This is a genomic window from Variovorax sp. GW823-FHT02B07 (genome assembly GCF_058797695.1).
On sequence record NZ_JBXAJX010000002.1, the window covers coordinates 1,255,655 to 1,271,700 of the forward strand.

At 66.8% G+C, this 16,046-nt stretch carries 15 protein-coding genes; 9 read left to right on the forward strand and 6 right to left on the reverse strand.

What is annotated here, in order from left to right; translation table 11 throughout:
• Nucleotides 1-71 precede the first annotated feature (71 nt).
• On the forward strand, nucleotides 72-923 hold the full coding sequence (locus tag AC1RGU_RS16805; RefSeq protein ID WP_492696930.1) for a hypothetical protein: 852 nt from the start codon (nucleotides 72-74) through the stop codon (nucleotides 921-923).
• 6 nt (nucleotides 924-929) lie between these two features.
• On the opposite strand, the gene AC1RGU_RS16810 is transcribed toward AC1RGU_RS16805, so the two are convergent.
• Nucleotides 930-2,450 (reverse strand): Ppx/GppA phosphatase family protein, encoded by a 1,521-nt coding sequence (locus AC1RGU_RS16810; RefSeq protein ID WP_062473146.1) that lies wholly within the window; start codon nucleotides 2,448-2,450, stop codon nucleotides 930-932.
• A gap of 249 nt (nucleotides 2,451-2,699) precedes the next feature.
• Between AC1RGU_RS16810 and pstS the strand changes: the two genes are divergently transcribed.
• Genes pstS through phoR form a run of 7 tightly spaced genes read left to right on the forward strand, consistent with a single transcriptional unit; the run spans nucleotide 2,700 to nucleotide 9,366 of the window.
• Nucleotides 2,700-3,734 (forward strand): phosphate ABC transporter substrate-binding protein PstS, encoded by a 1,035-nt coding sequence (gene pstS / locus AC1RGU_RS16815; protein WP_062473144.1) that lies wholly within the window; start codon nucleotides 2,700-2,702, stop codon nucleotides 3,732-3,734.
• Nucleotides 3,735-3,772: 38 nt separating this feature from the next.
• The gene (pstC, locus tag AC1RGU_RS16820) at nucleotides 3,773-4,858 is read left to right on the forward strand and encodes a phosphate ABC transporter permease subunit PstC (RefSeq protein ID WP_095745556.1); all 1,086 of its coding nucleotides are present in this window, start codon (nucleotides 3,773-3,775) and stop codon (nucleotides 4,856-4,858) included.
• The gene (gene pstA / locus AC1RGU_RS16825; RefSeq protein ID WP_082818044.1) at nucleotides 4,855-5,739 is read left to right on the forward strand and encodes a phosphate ABC transporter permease PstA; all 885 of its coding nucleotides are present in this window, start codon (nucleotides 4,855-4,857) and stop codon (nucleotides 5,737-5,739) included. The genes pstC and pstA overlap by 4 nt, the downstream gene beginning before the upstream one ends.
• A 17-nt stretch (nucleotides 5,740-5,756) precedes the next feature.
• Complete coding sequence (pstB, locus tag AC1RGU_RS16830) at nucleotides 5,757-6,542, forward strand: phosphate ABC transporter ATP-binding protein PstB (protein WP_056580144.1); 786 nt, start codon at nucleotides 5,757-5,759, stop codon at nucleotides 6,540-6,542.
• Between the two features lie 16 nt (nucleotides 6,543-6,558).
• The gene (phoU, locus tag AC1RGU_RS16835) at nucleotides 6,559-7,260 is read left to right on the forward strand and encodes a phosphate signaling complex protein PhoU (RefSeq protein ID WP_062473142.1); all 702 of its coding nucleotides are present in this window, start codon (nucleotides 6,559-6,561) and stop codon (nucleotides 7,258-7,260) included.
• Between the two features lie 31 nt (nucleotides 7,261-7,291).
• Entirely contained in the window at nucleotides 7,292-7,984 is a 693-nt protein-coding gene (gene phoB, locus AC1RGU_RS16840; protein WP_062473140.1) for a phosphate regulon transcriptional regulator PhoB, read from the forward strand.
• 44 nt (nucleotides 7,985-8,028) lie between these two features.
• The gene (gene phoR / locus AC1RGU_RS16845; protein ID WP_174254361.1) at nucleotides 8,029-9,366 is read left to right on the forward strand and encodes a phosphate regulon sensor histidine kinase PhoR; all 1,338 of its coding nucleotides are present in this window, start codon (nucleotides 8,029-8,031) and stop codon (nucleotides 9,364-9,366) included.
• A gap of 16 nt (nucleotides 9,367-9,382) precedes the next feature.
• Here phoR and AC1RGU_RS16850 read toward each other — a convergent pair whose 3' ends face one another.
• From AC1RGU_RS16850 to AC1RGU_RS16860, 3 genes are all read right to left on the reverse strand, one after another.
• Nucleotides 9,383-10,741 carry an MATE family efflux transporter gene (locus tag AC1RGU_RS16850; protein ID WP_492696931.1) on the reverse strand — a complete coding sequence of 453 codons (1,359 nt, stop codon included), beginning with the start codon at nucleotides 10,739-10,741 and terminating at the stop codon, nucleotides 9,383-9,385.
• A gap of 3 nt (nucleotides 10,742-10,744) precedes the next feature.
• Entirely contained in the window at nucleotides 10,745-12,472 is a 1,728-nt protein-coding gene (locus tag AC1RGU_RS16855) for a hypothetical protein (protein ID WP_369646811.1), read from the reverse strand.
• A gap of 90 nt (nucleotides 12,473-12,562) precedes the next feature.
• The gene (locus tag AC1RGU_RS16860; protein ID WP_056580149.1) at nucleotides 12,563-12,823 is read right to left on the reverse strand and encodes a type B 50S ribosomal protein L31; all 261 of its coding nucleotides are present in this window, start codon (nucleotides 12,821-12,823) and stop codon (nucleotides 12,563-12,565) included.
• Between the two features lie 197 nt (nucleotides 12,824-13,020).
• On the opposite strand from AC1RGU_RS16860, the gene AC1RGU_RS16865 reads away from it, so the two are divergent.
• Nucleotides 13,021-14,088 (forward strand): oxidoreductase, encoded by a 1,068-nt coding sequence (locus AC1RGU_RS16865; protein ID WP_492696932.1) that lies wholly within the window; start codon nucleotides 13,021-13,023, stop codon nucleotides 14,086-14,088.
• A 53-nt stretch (nucleotides 14,089-14,141) separates the two neighbouring features.
• Here AC1RGU_RS16865 and rho read toward each other — a convergent pair whose 3' ends face one another.
• Complete coding sequence (rho, locus tag AC1RGU_RS16870; RefSeq protein ID WP_062473130.1) at nucleotides 14,142-15,407, reverse strand: transcription termination factor Rho; 1,266 nt, start codon at nucleotides 15,405-15,407, stop codon at nucleotides 14,142-14,144.
• Nucleotides 15,408-15,589: 182 nt separating this feature from the next.
• Nucleotides 15,590-15,922, reverse strand: coding sequence for a thioredoxin TrxA (trxA, locus tag AC1RGU_RS16875; RefSeq protein ID WP_042578306.1), 333 nt, complete (start codon nucleotides 15,920-15,922; stop codon nucleotides 15,590-15,592).
• Nucleotides 15,923-16,046: the final 124 nt, after the last annotated feature.

Here is a 16,046-nt window from a genome sequence, read left to right on the forward strand (position 1 = left end):
ACGGCAGCGTGCTTTTGACGCCGATGCGGGAAAGAAGCGGTGCCGGTCGACCACATCACTGGGGAAGACGCATGAAACCGCTCAACACACTGCCAGGAAGCTTCATGAACATGCTGCGTGCAGACGCGGACGTGCGGTTGAAGGCGCTGTTTTTTCTGCTTGTTGCCGCAGCCCTGCTGTCGGGGTGTGCGACGAACACCGCCGCGCCTGTGCCGCCGACCCGTCACGATGTCGCCCGGTCGATCGAGAAGGTCGAGCTCATCTACAACCAGGAAGACCAACTGATCGTCACGGATGGCGGCGGGTCGGGGCTGACGGGCTTCGCAGGGTTTCTGGGACCCCTCGCTGCGCTGGTGGCCATCTCCGTCGATACCAACAGCCGACTGACGATGGCCGCCCGGACCGACCAGCGCAGCAAGGAGTTCACGGCCGCAGTGAAGAACAGCGGAGTGACCATGGGGCTCAACAGGCAGTTCGCAGAGCGGCTGGCGGCGCGCCTGCGGGACAGTGGCCGCGAGGTGAAGCTGACGCCTTTCTTCCGTGCGACCGGAGAGCACGCGCAGATGCAGGTGCAGGAACTCCAGCCCACGCCCGGCTACAGCACATTGATCTTGCGGATCACGACGTCCTATGGCGCGGCCGATGCGACATCGAGCTTCAAGCCGTACGTCTGGGTGGAGCAGTTGCTGAGGGACGAGAAGCAGTCCGTCGTGGGCCAGACCTTGCAGGTCGCCGACCTGAGCGAGCCGACCTATCTCCTGTACGACGGCCTGCTCAAGGACACCGCAGGTGCTCGCGAAGGGTTGAAGCGCGGGCTTGACCAGATCGTGCAGCCGGCCTATGTCAGCCTGTTCGGGGAAGACGAGCCGCGCAAGGCCAGCGCTGCGGCAGTCACGCAGACGGCCGGCATCGACACGAAGTGAAGCGGCTCAGGCGCCGCTGAGTTCCACGCGCCAGTTGCCGGTCTTTTGCCAGGCCAGCACTTCCTCGCGCAGGAGGTGCGCCGACTGCGGGTACATCTCGGCCCAGTCGGGCGCGCAGGCGATCGTGAAGGCCCTGGCACCGAGTGCCGCGAGGTTCAGCGCCTGCGGCTCGGGGTCGCGGCGCGCGTGGCACAGGATCACCGCCAGGCGCAGCGCCAGCAGCTGCATCACGAAGGTCTCGTCGTCCAGCGAGGCTTCGAGCTTGCGCAGCTTGCCGCGCTGGCCCAGCACCAGCTGGCCGAGGGCATGCAGTTCGTTCACTGCAAAGCCCGGCGCGTCGGTGTTGTCGAGGATGTAGGCGCCGTGCTTGTGGTAGTCGCTGTGCGAGACCAGCGCGCCGATCTCGTGCAGCTGCGCGGCCCAGCCGAGCTTGCGCAGTGCGCGGCCGGCGCGGCTCGAGGTGCTGCCGCCGCGCGCGGCGGGGGCCAGCTGCACGAACAGCGCGGCGGCGGTGTCGCTCACGCGCTTGGCTTGCGCCGGGTCGACCGCGAAGCGGGTGGCGAGCCGCGCCACGGTGGCGCTGCGCATGTCGGCCACGCTCTCGTCGCGTTCGAGCAGTTCGTAGAGCACGCCGTGGCGCAGGGCGCCCTGGGCGACCTTCATTTCCTGGATGTCGAGCAGATCGAACACCGCGCGCAGCACGCTCAGGCCGCCGCCGATCACGGCCTTGCGGTCTTCGCGCATGCCGTCGATGCGCAGCTTGTCGATGCTGCCGGCCTTGAGCAGGCGGTCGAGCAGCCAGTCGAGGCCGTCGCGGGTGACCAGGCCGGCCTCGCCGCCGGCTGCGGCGAGCACGTCGCCCACCGCGCCGATGGTGCCGGAGGCGCCGTAGGCCACGTCCCACTGGTCGCGCGTGTAGCTGGAGAGCGCGTCGTCCAGCACGGCCTTGGCCGCGACTTCGGCGGCGCGGAAGGCGGGGGCGGTGAACTGGCCTTCGCCGAAATGCTTCATCGACCAGGCGACGCTGCCCACGCGGTACGACTCCATGCGCTCGGCCTCGAGGGCGTGGCCGATGATCATTTCGGTGGAGCGCCCGCCGATGTCGATGACGAGGCGGCGCTCCTGGTCGGACGCGTCGGTGTGCGGCAGGTGGTGCGCCACGCCCTGGTAGATCAGGCGGGCTTCTTCCCGGCCCGGGATCACGTCGATGCCGAAGCCCAGGATGGTGCGCGCGCGCAACAGGAACTCCTCGCGGTTGCGCGCTTCGCGCAGGGTCTGGGTGGCCACGGCGCGCACCTGCGAGCGCTTGAAGCCGGCCAGCCGCTCGCCGAAGCGGGCGAGGGCGTCCCAGCCGCGCTGCATGGCTTCGGTCGTGAGGTTGCGGGCGCTGTCCAGGCCGTTGCCCTGGCGCACGGTTTCCTTGAGGTACTCGGTGCGGTGGATCTGTCCGTGGTCGACCTGGCCGATTTCCAGCCTGAAGCTGTTCGAGCCGAGATCGACCGCCGCGAGGCGGGTGCCGTTTTGCATGTTGTAGTGAAGAGGGCGGTTCTCTGATCGTAGCGCCGTGACAGCAGGCGCCGCCTCCCAAGTCACGTCACGGCGAGGGCTGGAGGTTAGGCGGGGTGAATGACGGTTGTGTGACAGCGTCACACACAGCAGGGGTGGCGCAGCGGCATTTTCCCTCGACAGAAGGGGTGTCACATCGATGTCACAAAAGCTTTTTAGAGTCCGTTCGAGCCCCCAAAGGGACTACTTCTTACTTCTCAAGGAAGCTTTATGAAAACGACGTTCAAATTTGCAACCGCCGGCCTCGTGACCGCGCTGTTCTCCATTTCCGCCTTCGCACAAGACGTGACCGGCGCCGGCGCCAGCTTCCCCGCACCGCTGTACGCCAAGTGGGCTTCCGACTTCAACAAGGCCACCGGCGTCAAGATCAACTACCAGTCGGTCGGCTCGGGTGCCGGCCTGAAGCAGATCGAAGCCAAGACCGTCGACTTCGGCGCTTCGGACGCTCCCCTGAAGGACGACGAACTGCAAGCCAAGGGCCTGATGCAGTTCCCCACCGTCATCGGCGGCGTGATCCCCGTGGTGAACATTCCCGGCATCAAGCCGGGCGAGCTGAAGCTCAACGGCCAGGTGCTGGGCGACATCTACCTGGGCAAGATCACCAAGTGGAACGACCCCGCCATCAAGGCTCTGAACGCGTCGCTGGCCCTGCCTGACGCCGCCATCGCCCCGGTTCGCCGCGCCGACGGTTCGGGCACCAGCTTCCTGTTCACCAACTACCTGAGCAAGGTCAACGCCGAGTGGAAGTCGAAGGTCGGCGAAGGCACGGCCGTGAACTGGCCCACCGGTGCGGGCGGCAAGGGCAACGAAGGCGTCGCTGCTTTCGTGAACCGCCTGCCCAACTCGATCGGCTACGTCGAATACGCCTACGTCAAGCAGAACAAGATGACCTACGCCCAACTGCAGAACGCAGCGGGCACGTTCGTGTCTCCTGACGACAGCGCCTTCAAGGCCGCCGCCGCCGGTGCCGACTGGAACAAGAGCTTCTACCAGGTGCTGACCAACCAGGCCGGCAAGGATTCGTGGCCCATCACCGGCGCCACCTTCATCCTGATGCACAAGGTGCAGGACAAGCCCGCCAGCGCCACCACCGTGCTGAAGTTCTTCGACTGGGCCTACAAGGGCGGCGACAAGACGGCCGACGAGCTGGACTACGTGCCGATGCCCGACGCCGTGAAGGCCACCATTGCCAAGGCATGGGGTGAAGTGAAGGACGCATCGGGCAAGCCGGTCGCGTTCAAGTAAGAAGCAACCCTTCATCCACCCTCCAGGACGGCGCGCCCATGAGCAACTCTTCGCTCCAGGACGCGCCGCTTTCGTCTTTGCCGGAGCGACCCGTGTCATCCACCTTCCCCGCTGCTGCCGCCTCCCTCGACCTCGCGGCCGAGCGCGCGCGCACCTCCGCCGCTCCTCCGCCGCCCGTCAAGGCGGCACGTTCCGGCCCCATGGCCGACCGCCTCTTCGGCTGGGCCGCCAAGGGCGCCGCGCTGCTGACGCTCGCGATGCTGATCGGCATCCTGCTGTCGCTGGTTGCCGGCGCTTGGCCCGCCATTTCGAAGTACGGCCTCGGCTTCCTCACGAGCAGCGTGTGGGACCCGGTGAAGGACGAGTACGGCGGCCTCGTGATGATCTACGGCACGCTGGCCACCTCGTTCATCGCGCTGGTGATCGCCGTGCCGGTGAGCTTCGGCATCGCGCTGTTCCTGACCGAACTCTCGCCCAACTGGCTCAAGCGCCCGCTGGGCACCGCCATTGAACTGCTGGCTGCCGTGCCGTCCATCGTGTACGGCATGTGGGGCCTGCTGGTCTTCGGCCCCATTCTTTCCACCTGGGTGCAGCAGCCGCTGCAAAAGCTGCTGGCCGGCGTGCCGTACCTCGGTGCGCTGGTGTCCGGCCCGCCCGTGGGCATCGGCATTCTGTCGGCCGGCATCATCCTGGCGATCATGATCATTCCGTTCATCGCCTCGGTGATGCGCGACGTGTTCGAAGTGACGCCCGCGCTGCTCAAGGAGTCGGCCTACGGCCTGGGCTCCACCACCTGGGAAGTCGTCTCCAAGGTCGTGCTGCCCTACACCAAGGCCGGCGTGATCGGCGGCATCATGCTCGGCCTCGGCCGCGCACTGGGCGAGACCATGGCCGTCACGTTCGTGATCGGCAACATGAACCAGCTCAACTCCCTGTCGGTGTTCGAGGCGGCCAACAGCATCACCTCGGCACTGGCCAATGAATTCGCCGAAGCCGGCGCGGGCCTGCACCAGGCTGCGCTGATGTACCTCGGCCTCGTGCTGTTCTTCATCACCTTCGTCGTGCTGTCGCTCTCGAAGATGCTGCTGGCCCAGATGAAGAAGAGCGAAGGAACCAAGTCGTGAGCACCGCGCAAAACCTGATCAACGCCAAGACACTGGCAGAGACGCGCCAGGCGAAGTTCGCCGCGCGCAACCGCGTCAACAAGATCGCCCTCACGCTGTCGCTCGCCGCGATGGCGTTCGGCGTGTTCTGGCTCGTGTGGATCCTGTGGGAAACGCTGCGCCAGGGCGTGGGCGGCCTCGCGCTCGCCACCTTCACCGAGATGACGCCGCCGCCGAACGAGGCGGGCGGTATCGCCAACGCCATCTTCGGTTCGTTCGTGATGGTGATGCTGGCGACCTTCGTGGGCACGCCCATCGGCATCATGGCCGGCATCTACCTGGCCGAGTACAACCCCAAGGGCTTGCTCGCATCGGTCACGCGCTTCGTCAACGACATCCTGCTGTCGGCACCCTCGATCGTGATCGGCCTGTTCGTCTACGCCGTGGTGGTGGCCTACTTCAAGACCTTCTCGGGCCTGGCCGGCGCGCTGTCGCTGGCGCTCATCGTGATTCCGGTGGTGATCCGCACCACCGAGAACATGCTGCAGCTGGTGCCGCCGGGCCTGCGCGAAGCGGCCTACGCACTGGGCACGCCGAAGTGGAAGGTCATTCTGAGCATCACGCTGCGCGCCGCGCGCGCCGGTGTGGTCACGGGCGTGCTGCTGGCCGTGGCCCGCATCGCCGGCGAAACCGCGCCGCTGCTCTTCACCGCGCTGAACAACCAGTTCTGGACCGCCGACGTGAGCCAGCCGATGGCCAGCCTGCCGGTCACGATCTTCAAGTTCGCCATGAGCCCGTACGAGAACTGGCAACAACTGGCCTGGGCCGGTGTGTTCCTGATCACCGTCGCCGTGCTTGCCCTCAACATCCTGGCGCGCGTGCTGACGCGCAACAAACACTAAATCAAGAAGGCGCCAACATGCCAAACACCGTCGCACAACAACAACCGTCGCGCTCGAAGATTTCGGTCAAGGACCTGAACTTCTACTACGGCAAGTTCCACGCGCTCAAGGGCATCAACCTCGAGATCCCCGAGAACAAGGTCACGGCCTTCATCGGCCCGTCGGGCTGCGGCAAGTCGACCCTGCTGCGCACCTTCAACCGCATGTTCGAGCTGTACCCCGAGCAGCGCGCCGAAGGCACCATTGCGCTGGACGGCGAGAACCTGCTCACGTCCAAGCAGGACGTGGCACTGATCCGCGCCAAGGTCGGCATGGTCTTTCAGAAGCCCACGCCGTTCCCGATGTCGATCTACGACAACATCGCCTTCGGTGTGAAGCTGTTCGAAAATCTGTCGGCCAGCGAAATGGACGACCGCGTCGAGTGGGCCCTGAAGAAGGCCGCGCTGTGGACCGAAGTGCGCGACAAGCTGCAGCAAAGCGGCTCGGGCCTCTCCGGCGGCCAGCAGCAGCGCCTGTGCATCGCACGCGGCATCGCGATCAAGCCCGAAGTGCTGCTGCTCGACGAACCGTGCTCCGCACTCGACCCGATCTCGACCGCGAAGATCGAAGAGTTGATTGCCGAGCTGAAAAACGAGTACACCGTGGTCATCGTGACCCACAACATGCAGCAAGCTGCCCGCTGCAGCGACTACACCGCCTACATGTACCTCGGCGACCTGATCGAGTTCGGTGCCACCGAACAGATGTTCTTCAAGCCGCAGCGCAAGGAGACCGAGGACTACATCACCGGCCGCTTCGGTTGAAGTCAAAGGAAACACCATGACCGAGAAACACCTTTCCAGCCAGTTCGACAGCGAACTCAACGGCGTCTCGTCGCGCGTGATGGAGCTCGGCGGCATGGTCGAGTCGCAGATCCACCAGGCCGTGTACGCCCTGCTGCAGTTCGACGCCGAAGCCGCCGACCGCGTGATGGAGACCGAGCATCGCGTCAACGCGATGGAGATCGAGATCGACCGCGAGCTGTCGTCGATCATTGCCCGTCGCCAGCCCACGGCGCGCGACCTGCGCCTCTTGATCGCCATCAGCAAGACCACCGCCAACCTGGAGCGCGTGGGCGACGAGGCCAACAAGATCGCGCGCATGGTCAAGTCGATCATCGAGAGCGGATCGGCCCGCCAGCTGCCCACCACCGAGCTGCGCATTGCCGCCGACCTGGCCTCGAACCTGCTGCGCACCGCGCTGGACGCCTTCGCGCGCCTGGACACGGCCGCCGCGCTGTCGATCCTGAAAGACGACGACCTCATCGACAAGGAGTTCGACGGCTTCGTGCGCAAGCTGGTCACCTACATGATGGAAGACCCGCGCACCATCTCCGCCAGCCTGGACCTGCTGTTCCTGGCCAAGGCCATCGAACGCATCGGCGACCACGCCAAGAACATCGCCGAGTTCATCATCTACATCGTCAAGGGCGCCGATGTGCGGCACACTTCGATGGAGGAAATCGAGTCGGCATTGCAGTGACGACCGTCGCCGCAAAGACTCCCCATAACGCATGAAGAAACCAAGAGTCCTGATCGTCGAAGACGAATCCTCGATCGCCGAGCTGATCGCCGTCAACCTGCGCCACAACGGCTTCGAGCCGATCTGGTCCGAAGACGGCGCCGCCGCCCAGCGCGAAATCGACGCCTTCCTGCCGGACCTGATCCTGCTCGACTGGATGCTGCCGGGCCAGAGCGGCCTGCAGCTCGCGCGCCAATGGCGCAAAGACCCGCGCACCAAGGCCATCCCGATCCTGATGCTCACGGCGCGCGGCGACGAGCCCGACAAGGTCGCCGGCCTTGATGCCGGTGCCGACGACTACATCACCAAGCCGTTCTCCACCCAGGAAATGCTGGCGCGCATCCGCGCCGTGCTGCGCCGCCGCGCCCCCGAGGTGGTGACCGAGCGCGTCGAGATCGGTGAACTGGCCCTCGACACCTCCACCCACCGCGTCACTTGGCAGGGCGGGGCACTGAAGGTCGGCCCGACCGAGTTCAAGCTGCTGGCCTACCTGATGCAGCATGCCGAGCGCGTGCACAGCCGCGCGCAGCTGCTGGACAAGGTGTGGGGCGACCACGTCTACATCGAGGAACGCACGGTCGACGTGCACGTCAAGCGCCTGCGCGAGTCGCTGGGCGTGGCCGCGCCGATGGTGGAAACCGTTCGCGGAGCGGGTTACCGGCTGACGGCCCAAGTCACGGTGTGAGCAGCGCCGTGAGCCTCGGCGGCGGGCGCGGATAATCGCCCGCCATGCCTTTCCGTATTGCTACTTTTTTAATAGCGTCCCTCGTAATTGCGGCGGGCGCTGTCGGCCTTTTTGGCTGGAAGTACGGCTGGCTGGGTGCCTGGCTGGGCGCGGTGCTCTGGCTGGGCTTCGATGCCTGGCGCGCCGAACGCCTGCTGCGCGTGCTGCGCAACGACGCGGCCGGGCTGCCGTCGCGCGGGCCGGGCGTGTGGGGCGAGCTCTCGGAGCGCATCCGCAAGCTGCTGCGCGAGCGCGAACAACAGACCCGGCAGGCCGAAGACCGGCTGCAGGAGTTCCTGGCCGCCATCCAGGCGTCGCCCAACGGCGTGGTGCTGCTCGACGAGCAGGGCCGCATCGAGTGGTGCAACCAGACGGCGGCGGGGCAGTTCGGCATCGATGCCGAGCGCGACCTGCTGCAGCATCTGGCGAACCTCGTGCGCGATCCGGCGTTCGTGGCCTACCTGGCCTCGTGGAACTACAGCCGCGACGTCGTCATCGATGCGCCCGGTCTCGTGCATGCACAGCATCGCGGCCATCCGGTGCGGTTGTCGGTGCAGGTGCATCCCTACGCCGGCAACCGGCGCATGCTGCTCACGCGCGACATCACGGCGCTGGAGCAGGCCGAGGCGATGCGGCGCGACTTCGTGGCCAACGTGTCGCACGAGATCCGCACGCCGCTCACGGTGCTGGCGGGCTTTGTCGAGACGCTGCAGAACCTGCCGCTGGACGCCGACGAACGCACGCGCTATCTGTCGCTGATGGGGCAGCAGTCGCACCGCATGGAAACGCTGGTGAACGACCTGCTGACGCTGTCGCGCCTCGAGGGCAGTGCGGCGCCGTCGGGCAACCAGTGGGTGCGCATGCGCGCGCTGCTGGCGCAGTGCGAAGACGAAGGACGCGGCCTGTCGGGTCGGCTCACGCCGCAAGGGCACCGGCTGACGTTCACGTCGGAGGCCGAGTCCGAGCTGTCGGGCGCGCCGACCGAGTTGCAGAGCGCGATGTCGAACCTCGTGAGCAACGCCATCCGCTACACGCCCGGCGGCGGCGAGGTGGTGGTGACTTGGCGGGTGCTGCCCGACGGGCGCGGTGAATACGCCGTGCGCGACACGGGCCCGGGCATTGCCGCCGAGCACATTCCGCGGCTCACTGAGCGCTTCTATCGCATCGACCGCAGCCGCTCGCGCGAGACCGGCGGCACGGGACTGGGGCTGGCGATCGTGAAGCACATCGCGCAGCGCCACGGAACCGAGCTGCGGATCGAAAGCACGGTGGGCAAGGGCAGCCGCTTCGCGTTGCTGTTCCCGGCGACGCGCGTGCGCGAAGCGCGCGTGATGAGCAAGTAAGCAAGCCGCGTGGCCCTCAGCGGGCCCGCGCCTTCATCGTCCAGCGCAGCAGCGCGACGAACAACAGCGCCGTGAGCGCCAGCGCCGCGGCGCTCATGAGCCAGAACGCCAGCGGCGACTGCATGGCCGGCCACGGCCCCAGGCCGCGGTAGGCCAGCAGGTAGCTGCCGCCCAGGCCCATGCCCCAGAGCATCGCGCAGTAGATGACCAGCGGCGCCAGCGTCACGCGGTAGCAGCGCAGCACGAAGACGCACAGCGTCTGGAAGGCATCGGCGATGTGATACAGCGCCACCGTGACCAGCAGCGCCGCCGCCATCGCGATCACGGCGGGGTTGTCGGAATACACGTTGGCGAGCTGCGTGCGAAACGCGGCCATGGCGCCTGCATAGAGCAGCGCGAACAGCGCCGTGAGCTCGAAGCCCAGCCGGCAGGCATGGCGTGCCCGGGCGGTGTCGCCAGCGCCGAGCCAGAAGCTCACGCGCGCACTGGTCGCGATGGCGAGCGACAGCGGCGTCATGTAGGCCACGGCCAGCAGGTTCGATGCGATCTGGTGCGCAGCCGCTGCCGCGGTGCCCAGGCGCGCGATGAAGAGCGCCATCAGCGTGAACGAGGTCACTTCCACCAGCACCGCGAGGCCGCCGGGCACGCCCAGCCGCGCGAACAGGCGGATCTGGCGCCAGTCGGGCGCCTCGATGCGCTCCCACAGCTGGTAGCCGCGGTAGAACGCGCCGTGGCGCAGCAGCCAGACCGCGCAGCCCAGCATGGCCCAGTTCACGCACAGCGTGGCCCAGGCGCAACCCACCAGCCCCATCGCCGGCAGGCCGGCACCACCGAAAGTGAACCAGACCGACAGCGGCAGCTTCACGAGCAGCGAGGCCAGCTGCAGCCAGGTCACGAGCTTGGGCTTGCCCAGGCTCTGGTTCAGCGTGCTGAAGAGGCGAAAGAGCAGGGCGGGCGCCAGCGCAAAGGCCAGCACCGCGAGGTAGGCCTCGACCTCGCCGCGCATGTCCGCTGGTACCTGGGTCCAGCGCAGCGCGGCACCGGGCAGCAGCAGCACGGTCATGCCGATCACGACGGCGATGGCTGCGAGGTAGAGCGACTGGCGCACCGAGCGGCCGATCTCGCTGCCCCGGTTGGCGCCGTGCAGTTCGGCCCACACCGGCAGCAGCGCCTGCAGCACGCCCATCAGCGAGACATACACGCTGACGAAGATGGCGGCGCCCACCGACAGCGCGGCCAGCGCGCCTTCGGAATAACGGCCCGCGATGATGGTGTCGGCCACGCCGAAGGCCATCACGGCCAGCTGGCCGATCAGCACCGTGCCGGCGTGCCGTGCGATGAGTCCGCGTTCGTTCCCGTGCGTGCTGCTGCTCACGGGTCAGCGCACGATCTTTTCGTAGAGCAGCAGGTCGTCCGCGGGGCTGCTGGGACGGCGCAGGGTGCCGCTGAAGCGCCACTGTTCCAGCGGGATGATGGTGTGCAGCCGCTCGATGGTGTCGGGGCTCACGAGCAGCCACGGGCAGTCGTTGCCCAGCAGCAGCGGCTGCAGGTTGAGGTTGCCGTGGTGGCGCAGCGCCGCGACGTGCGGCCGGCTCAGCGCCAGCTCGGCGACGCAGCGCGGGTGGCCGATGCGCTCGGTCACGGCGCGCACCTGCGGGACGTAGCTGCGCGCGTAGTCGATGGACGGCAGCCACAGCGTCATCAGCAGCATCCAGCACAGCGCGGTGCCGCCGGCCGGCAGCACCAGCGTCTTCCAGAGCGCGGCGCGATGGCGCCCGGTGCGCCAGCGCACCAGCCAGCACCAGGCCAGCGTGGCGGCCAGGGCGAGCACGAAGGCGACCGGCGAGAACTCGGCCACGAAGCCCGGCACCAGCCGCGCCACGCTGGCGGCCGGCTTGCGCGGCGCGCCGGTCAGCATGGCGATCCAGTACATCCAGCCGAGCACGGCCAAGCCACTGAAGAACAGCACGTTGAACCAGTCGATCAGCGCCGCGGCGCTGCGCCGGAAGGTCGGCAGCGCAAAGGCCGCCAGCGTGGCGAAGGCGGGCAGGGCCAGCAGCAGGGAGCGGTCGGAGAAGTCGGTGGTCCAGGTGGCGGCCAGCGGCACCAGCGCGAACCACAGCGGCAGCGCGACGTGGCGCTCGAGCCACTGGCGGCGCCAGCGCCAGAGCGTCCAGATCGCGAGCGGCCAGACCGGCCAGGTGAACCACAGCAGCAGCTTGGCCTGGCTGCGCACGTCGGACAGCAACGAGTGGCCCAGCGTGATCTTCCATTGCGCCAGGCCCAGGCCGAAGACCAGCGCGGCGGCCAGCACGGTGATGCCGACCATCGTCAGCAGGGCGGGCAGGGTGAAGCCGGGGCTCTCGTCGTCGCTGTAGCCTTCCGCTTCGCGGGCGGCGCGCTGGCGGCGCTCGTAGACCATGTACACCGCGCTGCCGATCGCCAGCGCAAGGCCGACCGTCGGCCCGCCGCTCAGCGTCATGCCGAGGGTGCCGACCACGAGCGCGATCACCGGGCCGACGCGGCGGTAGGGCAGTGCGGCCACGCCGTAGAACAGGTGCGAGGCGAAGTACAGCTGCGCCAGCGCGGGCGTGGTTTCATGCCCCAGCTGGGCCAGGCCCAGCGAAGCGATCAGCGCCAGCAGGCCGCCGTCGGCGATGGCGCGGGCGTAGTCGGTGGGGCGCGCCTCGCCGCCGAAGGCAAAGGCCACGGGCTGGGCGCGCGGCGTGCGGGCGAGGTAGTAGACGGCGTACCAGGTCGCGGTGAAGGTGCCCCACAGCATCAGCGCGAACACGAAGCGCACGGCCAGGTCGGGGTTGACCCACGAGGGGGCAAGCTGGATCGCCCAGGCGCCGATCCAGTAGGGGATCAGCGCGGGGGTCTCGGGGCGCATGCCCAGCAGCAGCGGGTCGAACCAGCGGGCGATGCCCTCGGTGCTGCGGGCCAGTTCGGCCATGTAGCCGAAGGCCGTGATGTCGGCGCTCTTCCAGGGGCCCCGGCCGAGCAGGCCCGGCAGCAGGTAGGCCGCGCACAGCAGCAGCAACGCGACGCGCGGCAGCCGGCGTACGGCATTCTGGGCAACGATCGCGGGGGTCGGCTGGTTCAAGGGCGAGGCGGAAGAGGCGAAGGGGTGATTGGAAAGAAAAAGGGCAGCGCGGTAAACCGGGCTGCCCTCGACGCCAGAGCGCGTGCCTGATTACTTGGCAGCGGTCTTGCCGAAGCGGTTGCGGAACTTCTCGACGCGACCGCCCATGTTGTCCACCGACTTTTGCGTGCCGGTGTAGAAGGGGTGCGATTCGCTGGTGGTGTCGAGCTTGAACAGGGGCAGCTCGCGGCCGTCGTCGGTCTTGCCCATTTCCTTGGTGTTCGCGCACGAACGGGTCACGAACTTGAAGCCGTTCGACATGTCGACGAACAGGACTTCGCGGTAATTCGGGTGGATGCCTTCTTTTGCCATGGTGTTTCCTTTTGCGCTGTTGGAATCAATGCGCGGTCGATGCGAGAGCCACCAGCGTGCCAGCAATCTGGCGCGCCGCCCTGAGGTCTTGACGTGAAGTGAAGGCCAAGGAAGCCGGGCGACGTGCCCAGCCGCACTTTTCGCGGAGCCCATGATTATCGCATACTGCCCCAATTGCGAGCAAACCGGGCCCTCCCATGACTTCCACACCCCTTCGCGCCGGCCTTGTCGGCTACGGTTTCGCCGGCCAGACCTTCCATGCGCCGGTGCTCTCGGCCGTTCCGGGACTCGAACTGGCGGCCGTGGCGAGCTCGCAGCCGCACAAGGTGCACGCCGACTGGCCCGGCGTGTCCGTGGTGCCCGACGTGGCGGCGCTGGTGGCCCGGGCGGACATCGACCTCGTGGTGGTGGCGACGCCCAACGCCCAGCACCATCCGGTTGCCAAGGCGGCGCTGGAGGCGGGCAAGCACGTGGTCGTCGACAAGCCGTTCACGCTCGATGTGGCCGAAGCGCGGGATCTCGAATTGTTGTCTGCGCACAACAATCGCGTGCTCTCGGTCTATCAGAACCGGCGTTTCGACGCCGATTTCCTGACGCTCCAGCAGGTCCTGGCGTCTGGCGATCTGGGGCGCCCGGTGTATCTGGAATCGCATTTCGACCGCTTCCGTCCCGAGGTCCGCGAGCGCTGGCGGGAGCAGCCTGTGCCGGGCGCGGGCCTGTGGGTGGACCTGGGTTCGCACCTGCTCGACCAGGCCGTGCAGCTTTTCGGCCGACCCGACACGCTGCAGCTCGACACAGCCGCCCTGCGCGATGGCGCGCGGGTCGAAGACTATTTCCACGCCGTGCTACGCTACGAGAGCTGCCCCCATGCGCCGCTGCGCCTGGTGCTGCACGCCACGACGCTCGCGGCCCATGCGGCGCCGCGCTACATCGTGCACGGCACGCGCGGCAGTTACGTCAAGCACGGCGTCGACACGCAGGAAGACGCGCTGCGCGCCGGCCAGCGACCGCCGGCCGAAGGGTGGGGCGCCGATCCACTCGATGGCGAACTCACGCTGACGGGCAGCGACGGCGCACCGCACTTTCGCGCGGTGCCGACGCAGGCCGGCAACTACGCCGACTACTACGCCGCGGTCCGCGATGCGATTCTCGGCAAGGGGCCCAATCCCGTGCCACCCGCGCAGGCCGTCGCACTGATGGAGCTGCTCGACATCGGCCGCCAGAGCGCCGCCGAAGGCCGCGCCATCCGCATCGAGCGCCCATGAAAAAAGCGCGTTGACCCGTGGGGCCAACGCGCTTTTGCGGAAGAGCCTGAAGCTCAGCCGCCGCGACGCATCATGTCGAAGAACTCGACATTGGTCTTGGTCGCCTTCATGTTCTTGAGCATCAGCTCCATCGACTCGATCTCGTCCATGTTGTACATGAGCTGACGCAGGATGCGGGTCTTCTGCAGGATCTCGGGGGCCAGCAGCAGTTCTTCGCGGCGCGTGCCGCTGCGGTTGAGCTGGATCGACGGGAACACGCGCTTTTCGTACAGGCGGCGGTCCAGATGGATTTCGGAGTTGCCGGTGCCCTTGAACTCTTCGAAGATCACTTCGTCCATGCGGCTGCCGGTGTCGATCAGCGCGGTGCCGATGATGGTCAACGAGCCGCCTTCTTCCACGTTGCGCGCGGCGCCCAGGAAGCGCTTGGGACGCTGCAGCGCGTTCGAATCGACACCACCGGTCAGCACCTTGCCCGACGAGGGCACGACGTTGTTGTAGGCGCGGGCCAGACGCGTGATCGAGTCCAGCAGGATCACCACGTCCTTCTTGAGTTCGACCAGGCGCTTGGCGCGCTCGATCACCATTTCGGCGACGTGCACGTGGCGCGCTGCGGGCTCGTCGAAGGTCGAAGCAATGACTTCGCCCTTCACCGTGCGCTGCATTTCGGTCACTTCTTCAGGGCGCTCGTCCACGAGCAGCACCATCATGTGCACGTCGGGGTAGTTGGCGCTGATCGCGTGGGCGATGTGCTGCATCATCACCGTCTTGCCGCTCTTGGGCGGTGCCACGAGCAGGGCGCGCTGGCCTTTGCCGATGGGGGCGATGATGTCGATGATGCGGCCGGTGAGGTTCTCTTCGCCCTTGACGCCTTCGCGTTCCAGCTTCATCTGTTCCTTGGGGAACAGCGGCGTCAGGTTCTCGAACATCACCTTGTGCTTGTTGGCTTCGGGTGCGCCGTCGTTGACCTTGTCCAGCTTGGTCAGTGCGAAGTAGCGCTCGCCGTCCTTGGGCGTGCGCACTTCACCTTCGATCATGTCGCCGGTGTGCAGGTTGAAGCGCCGCACCTGGCTGGGCGAGATGTAGATGTCGTCGGTGCTGGCCGTGAAGCTGGTGTCCGGGCTGCGCAGGAAGCCGAAGCCGTCGGGCAGGATTTCGAGCACACCGTCGGCGAAGACCTGTTCGCCGGCCTTGGCGCGCTTCTTGATGATCGCGAACATCAGCTCTTGCTTGCGCATGCGGCCGATGTTTTCGATCTCAAGCGCCTCAGCCTGCTTGAAGACTTCAGACACGTGGAGTGCCTTGAGTTCGTTTAAGTGCATGGAACGACCCCTGGAGGGGTAATCGAATCGGGAACGGGGGGAGGTTTGATGTGGGGCAAGAACTGCCTCACGAACCGGGGAACTCGAACCGGTTGCCTGATGAAAGGCCCGGTGAACTGAGGGCGATTATGACAGGAAAATCGCCCCGGCCAACGCATTGCGCGCTGGCCGGAAGAAATGCATCAGGCGAGTTGCTGGTCGATGAAGGCCGTGAGTTGCGCCTTGCTCATGGCGCCGACCTTGGTGGCGGCCAGCTGGCCGTCCTTGAACAGCATCAGCGTGGGGATGCCGCGAATGCCGAACTTGGCGGGGATGTCGCGGTTCTCGTCGACGTTGAGCTTGGCGATCTGCAGCTTGCCTTCGTAGGTGGCCGAGACTTCGTCCAGGATCGGGGCGATCATCTTGCAGGGACCGCACCATTCGGCCCAGTAGTCGACCAGAACCGGCTGGCTGGACTTGAGCACGTCGGCCTCGAAGGAAGAATCGGAGATGTGTTTGATCAGTTCGCTGGCCATGTGATGTGTCCTTGTGCGCAGAGAGAGTTTCGGTGCAGCTAAAGTGCTGGTCATTGTGACAGAAACCAAGGGGTGACGTGCCATGCGGCCCGGCTATGGCGGCGATAGCCAAAGCCCTTTGCGG

Coding starts and splice junctions, on each gene's coding strand:
- pstB (WP_056580144.1), top strand. CDS start 5,757: ATGCCAAACACCGTCGCACAACAACAACCGTCGCGCTCGAAGATTTCG.
- phoR (WP_174254361.1), top strand. CDS start 8,029: ATGCCTTTCCGTATTGCTACTTTTTTAATAGCGTCCCTCGTAATTGCG.
- AC1RGU_RS16810 (WP_062473146.1), bottom strand. CDS start 2,450: ATGCAAAACGGCACCCGCCTCGCGGCGGTCGATCTCGGCTCGAACAGC.
- AC1RGU_RS16865 (WP_492696932.1), top strand. CDS start 13,021: ATGACTTCCACACCCCTTCGCGCCGGCCTTGTCGGCTACGGTTTCGCC.
- AC1RGU_RS16860 (WP_056580149.1), bottom strand. CDS start 12,823: ATGGCAAAAGAAGGCATCCACCCGAATTACCGCGAAGTCCTGTTCGTC.
- pstS (WP_062473144.1), top strand. CDS start 2,700: ATGAAAACGACGTTCAAATTTGCAACCGCCGGCCTCGTGACCGCGCTG.
- rho (WP_062473130.1), bottom strand. CDS start 15,407: ATGCACTTAAACGAACTCAAGGCACTCCACGTGTCTGAAGTCTTCAAG.
- phoB (WP_062473140.1), top strand. CDS start 7,292: ATGAAGAAACCAAGAGTCCTGATCGTCGAAGACGAATCCTCGATCGCC.
- pstC (WP_095745556.1), top strand. CDS start 3,773: ATGAGCAACTCTTCGCTCCAGGACGCGCCGCTTTCGTCTTTGCCGGAG.
- phoU (WP_062473142.1), top strand. CDS start 6,559: ATGACCGAGAAACACCTTTCCAGCCAGTTCGACAGCGAACTCAACGGC.
- AC1RGU_RS16805 (WP_492696930.1), top strand. CDS start 72: ATGAAACCGCTCAACACACTGCCAGGAAGCTTCATGAACATGCTGCGT.
- trxA (WP_042578306.1), bottom strand. CDS start 15,922: ATGGCCAGCGAACTGATCAAACACATCTCCGATTCTTCCTTCGAGGCC.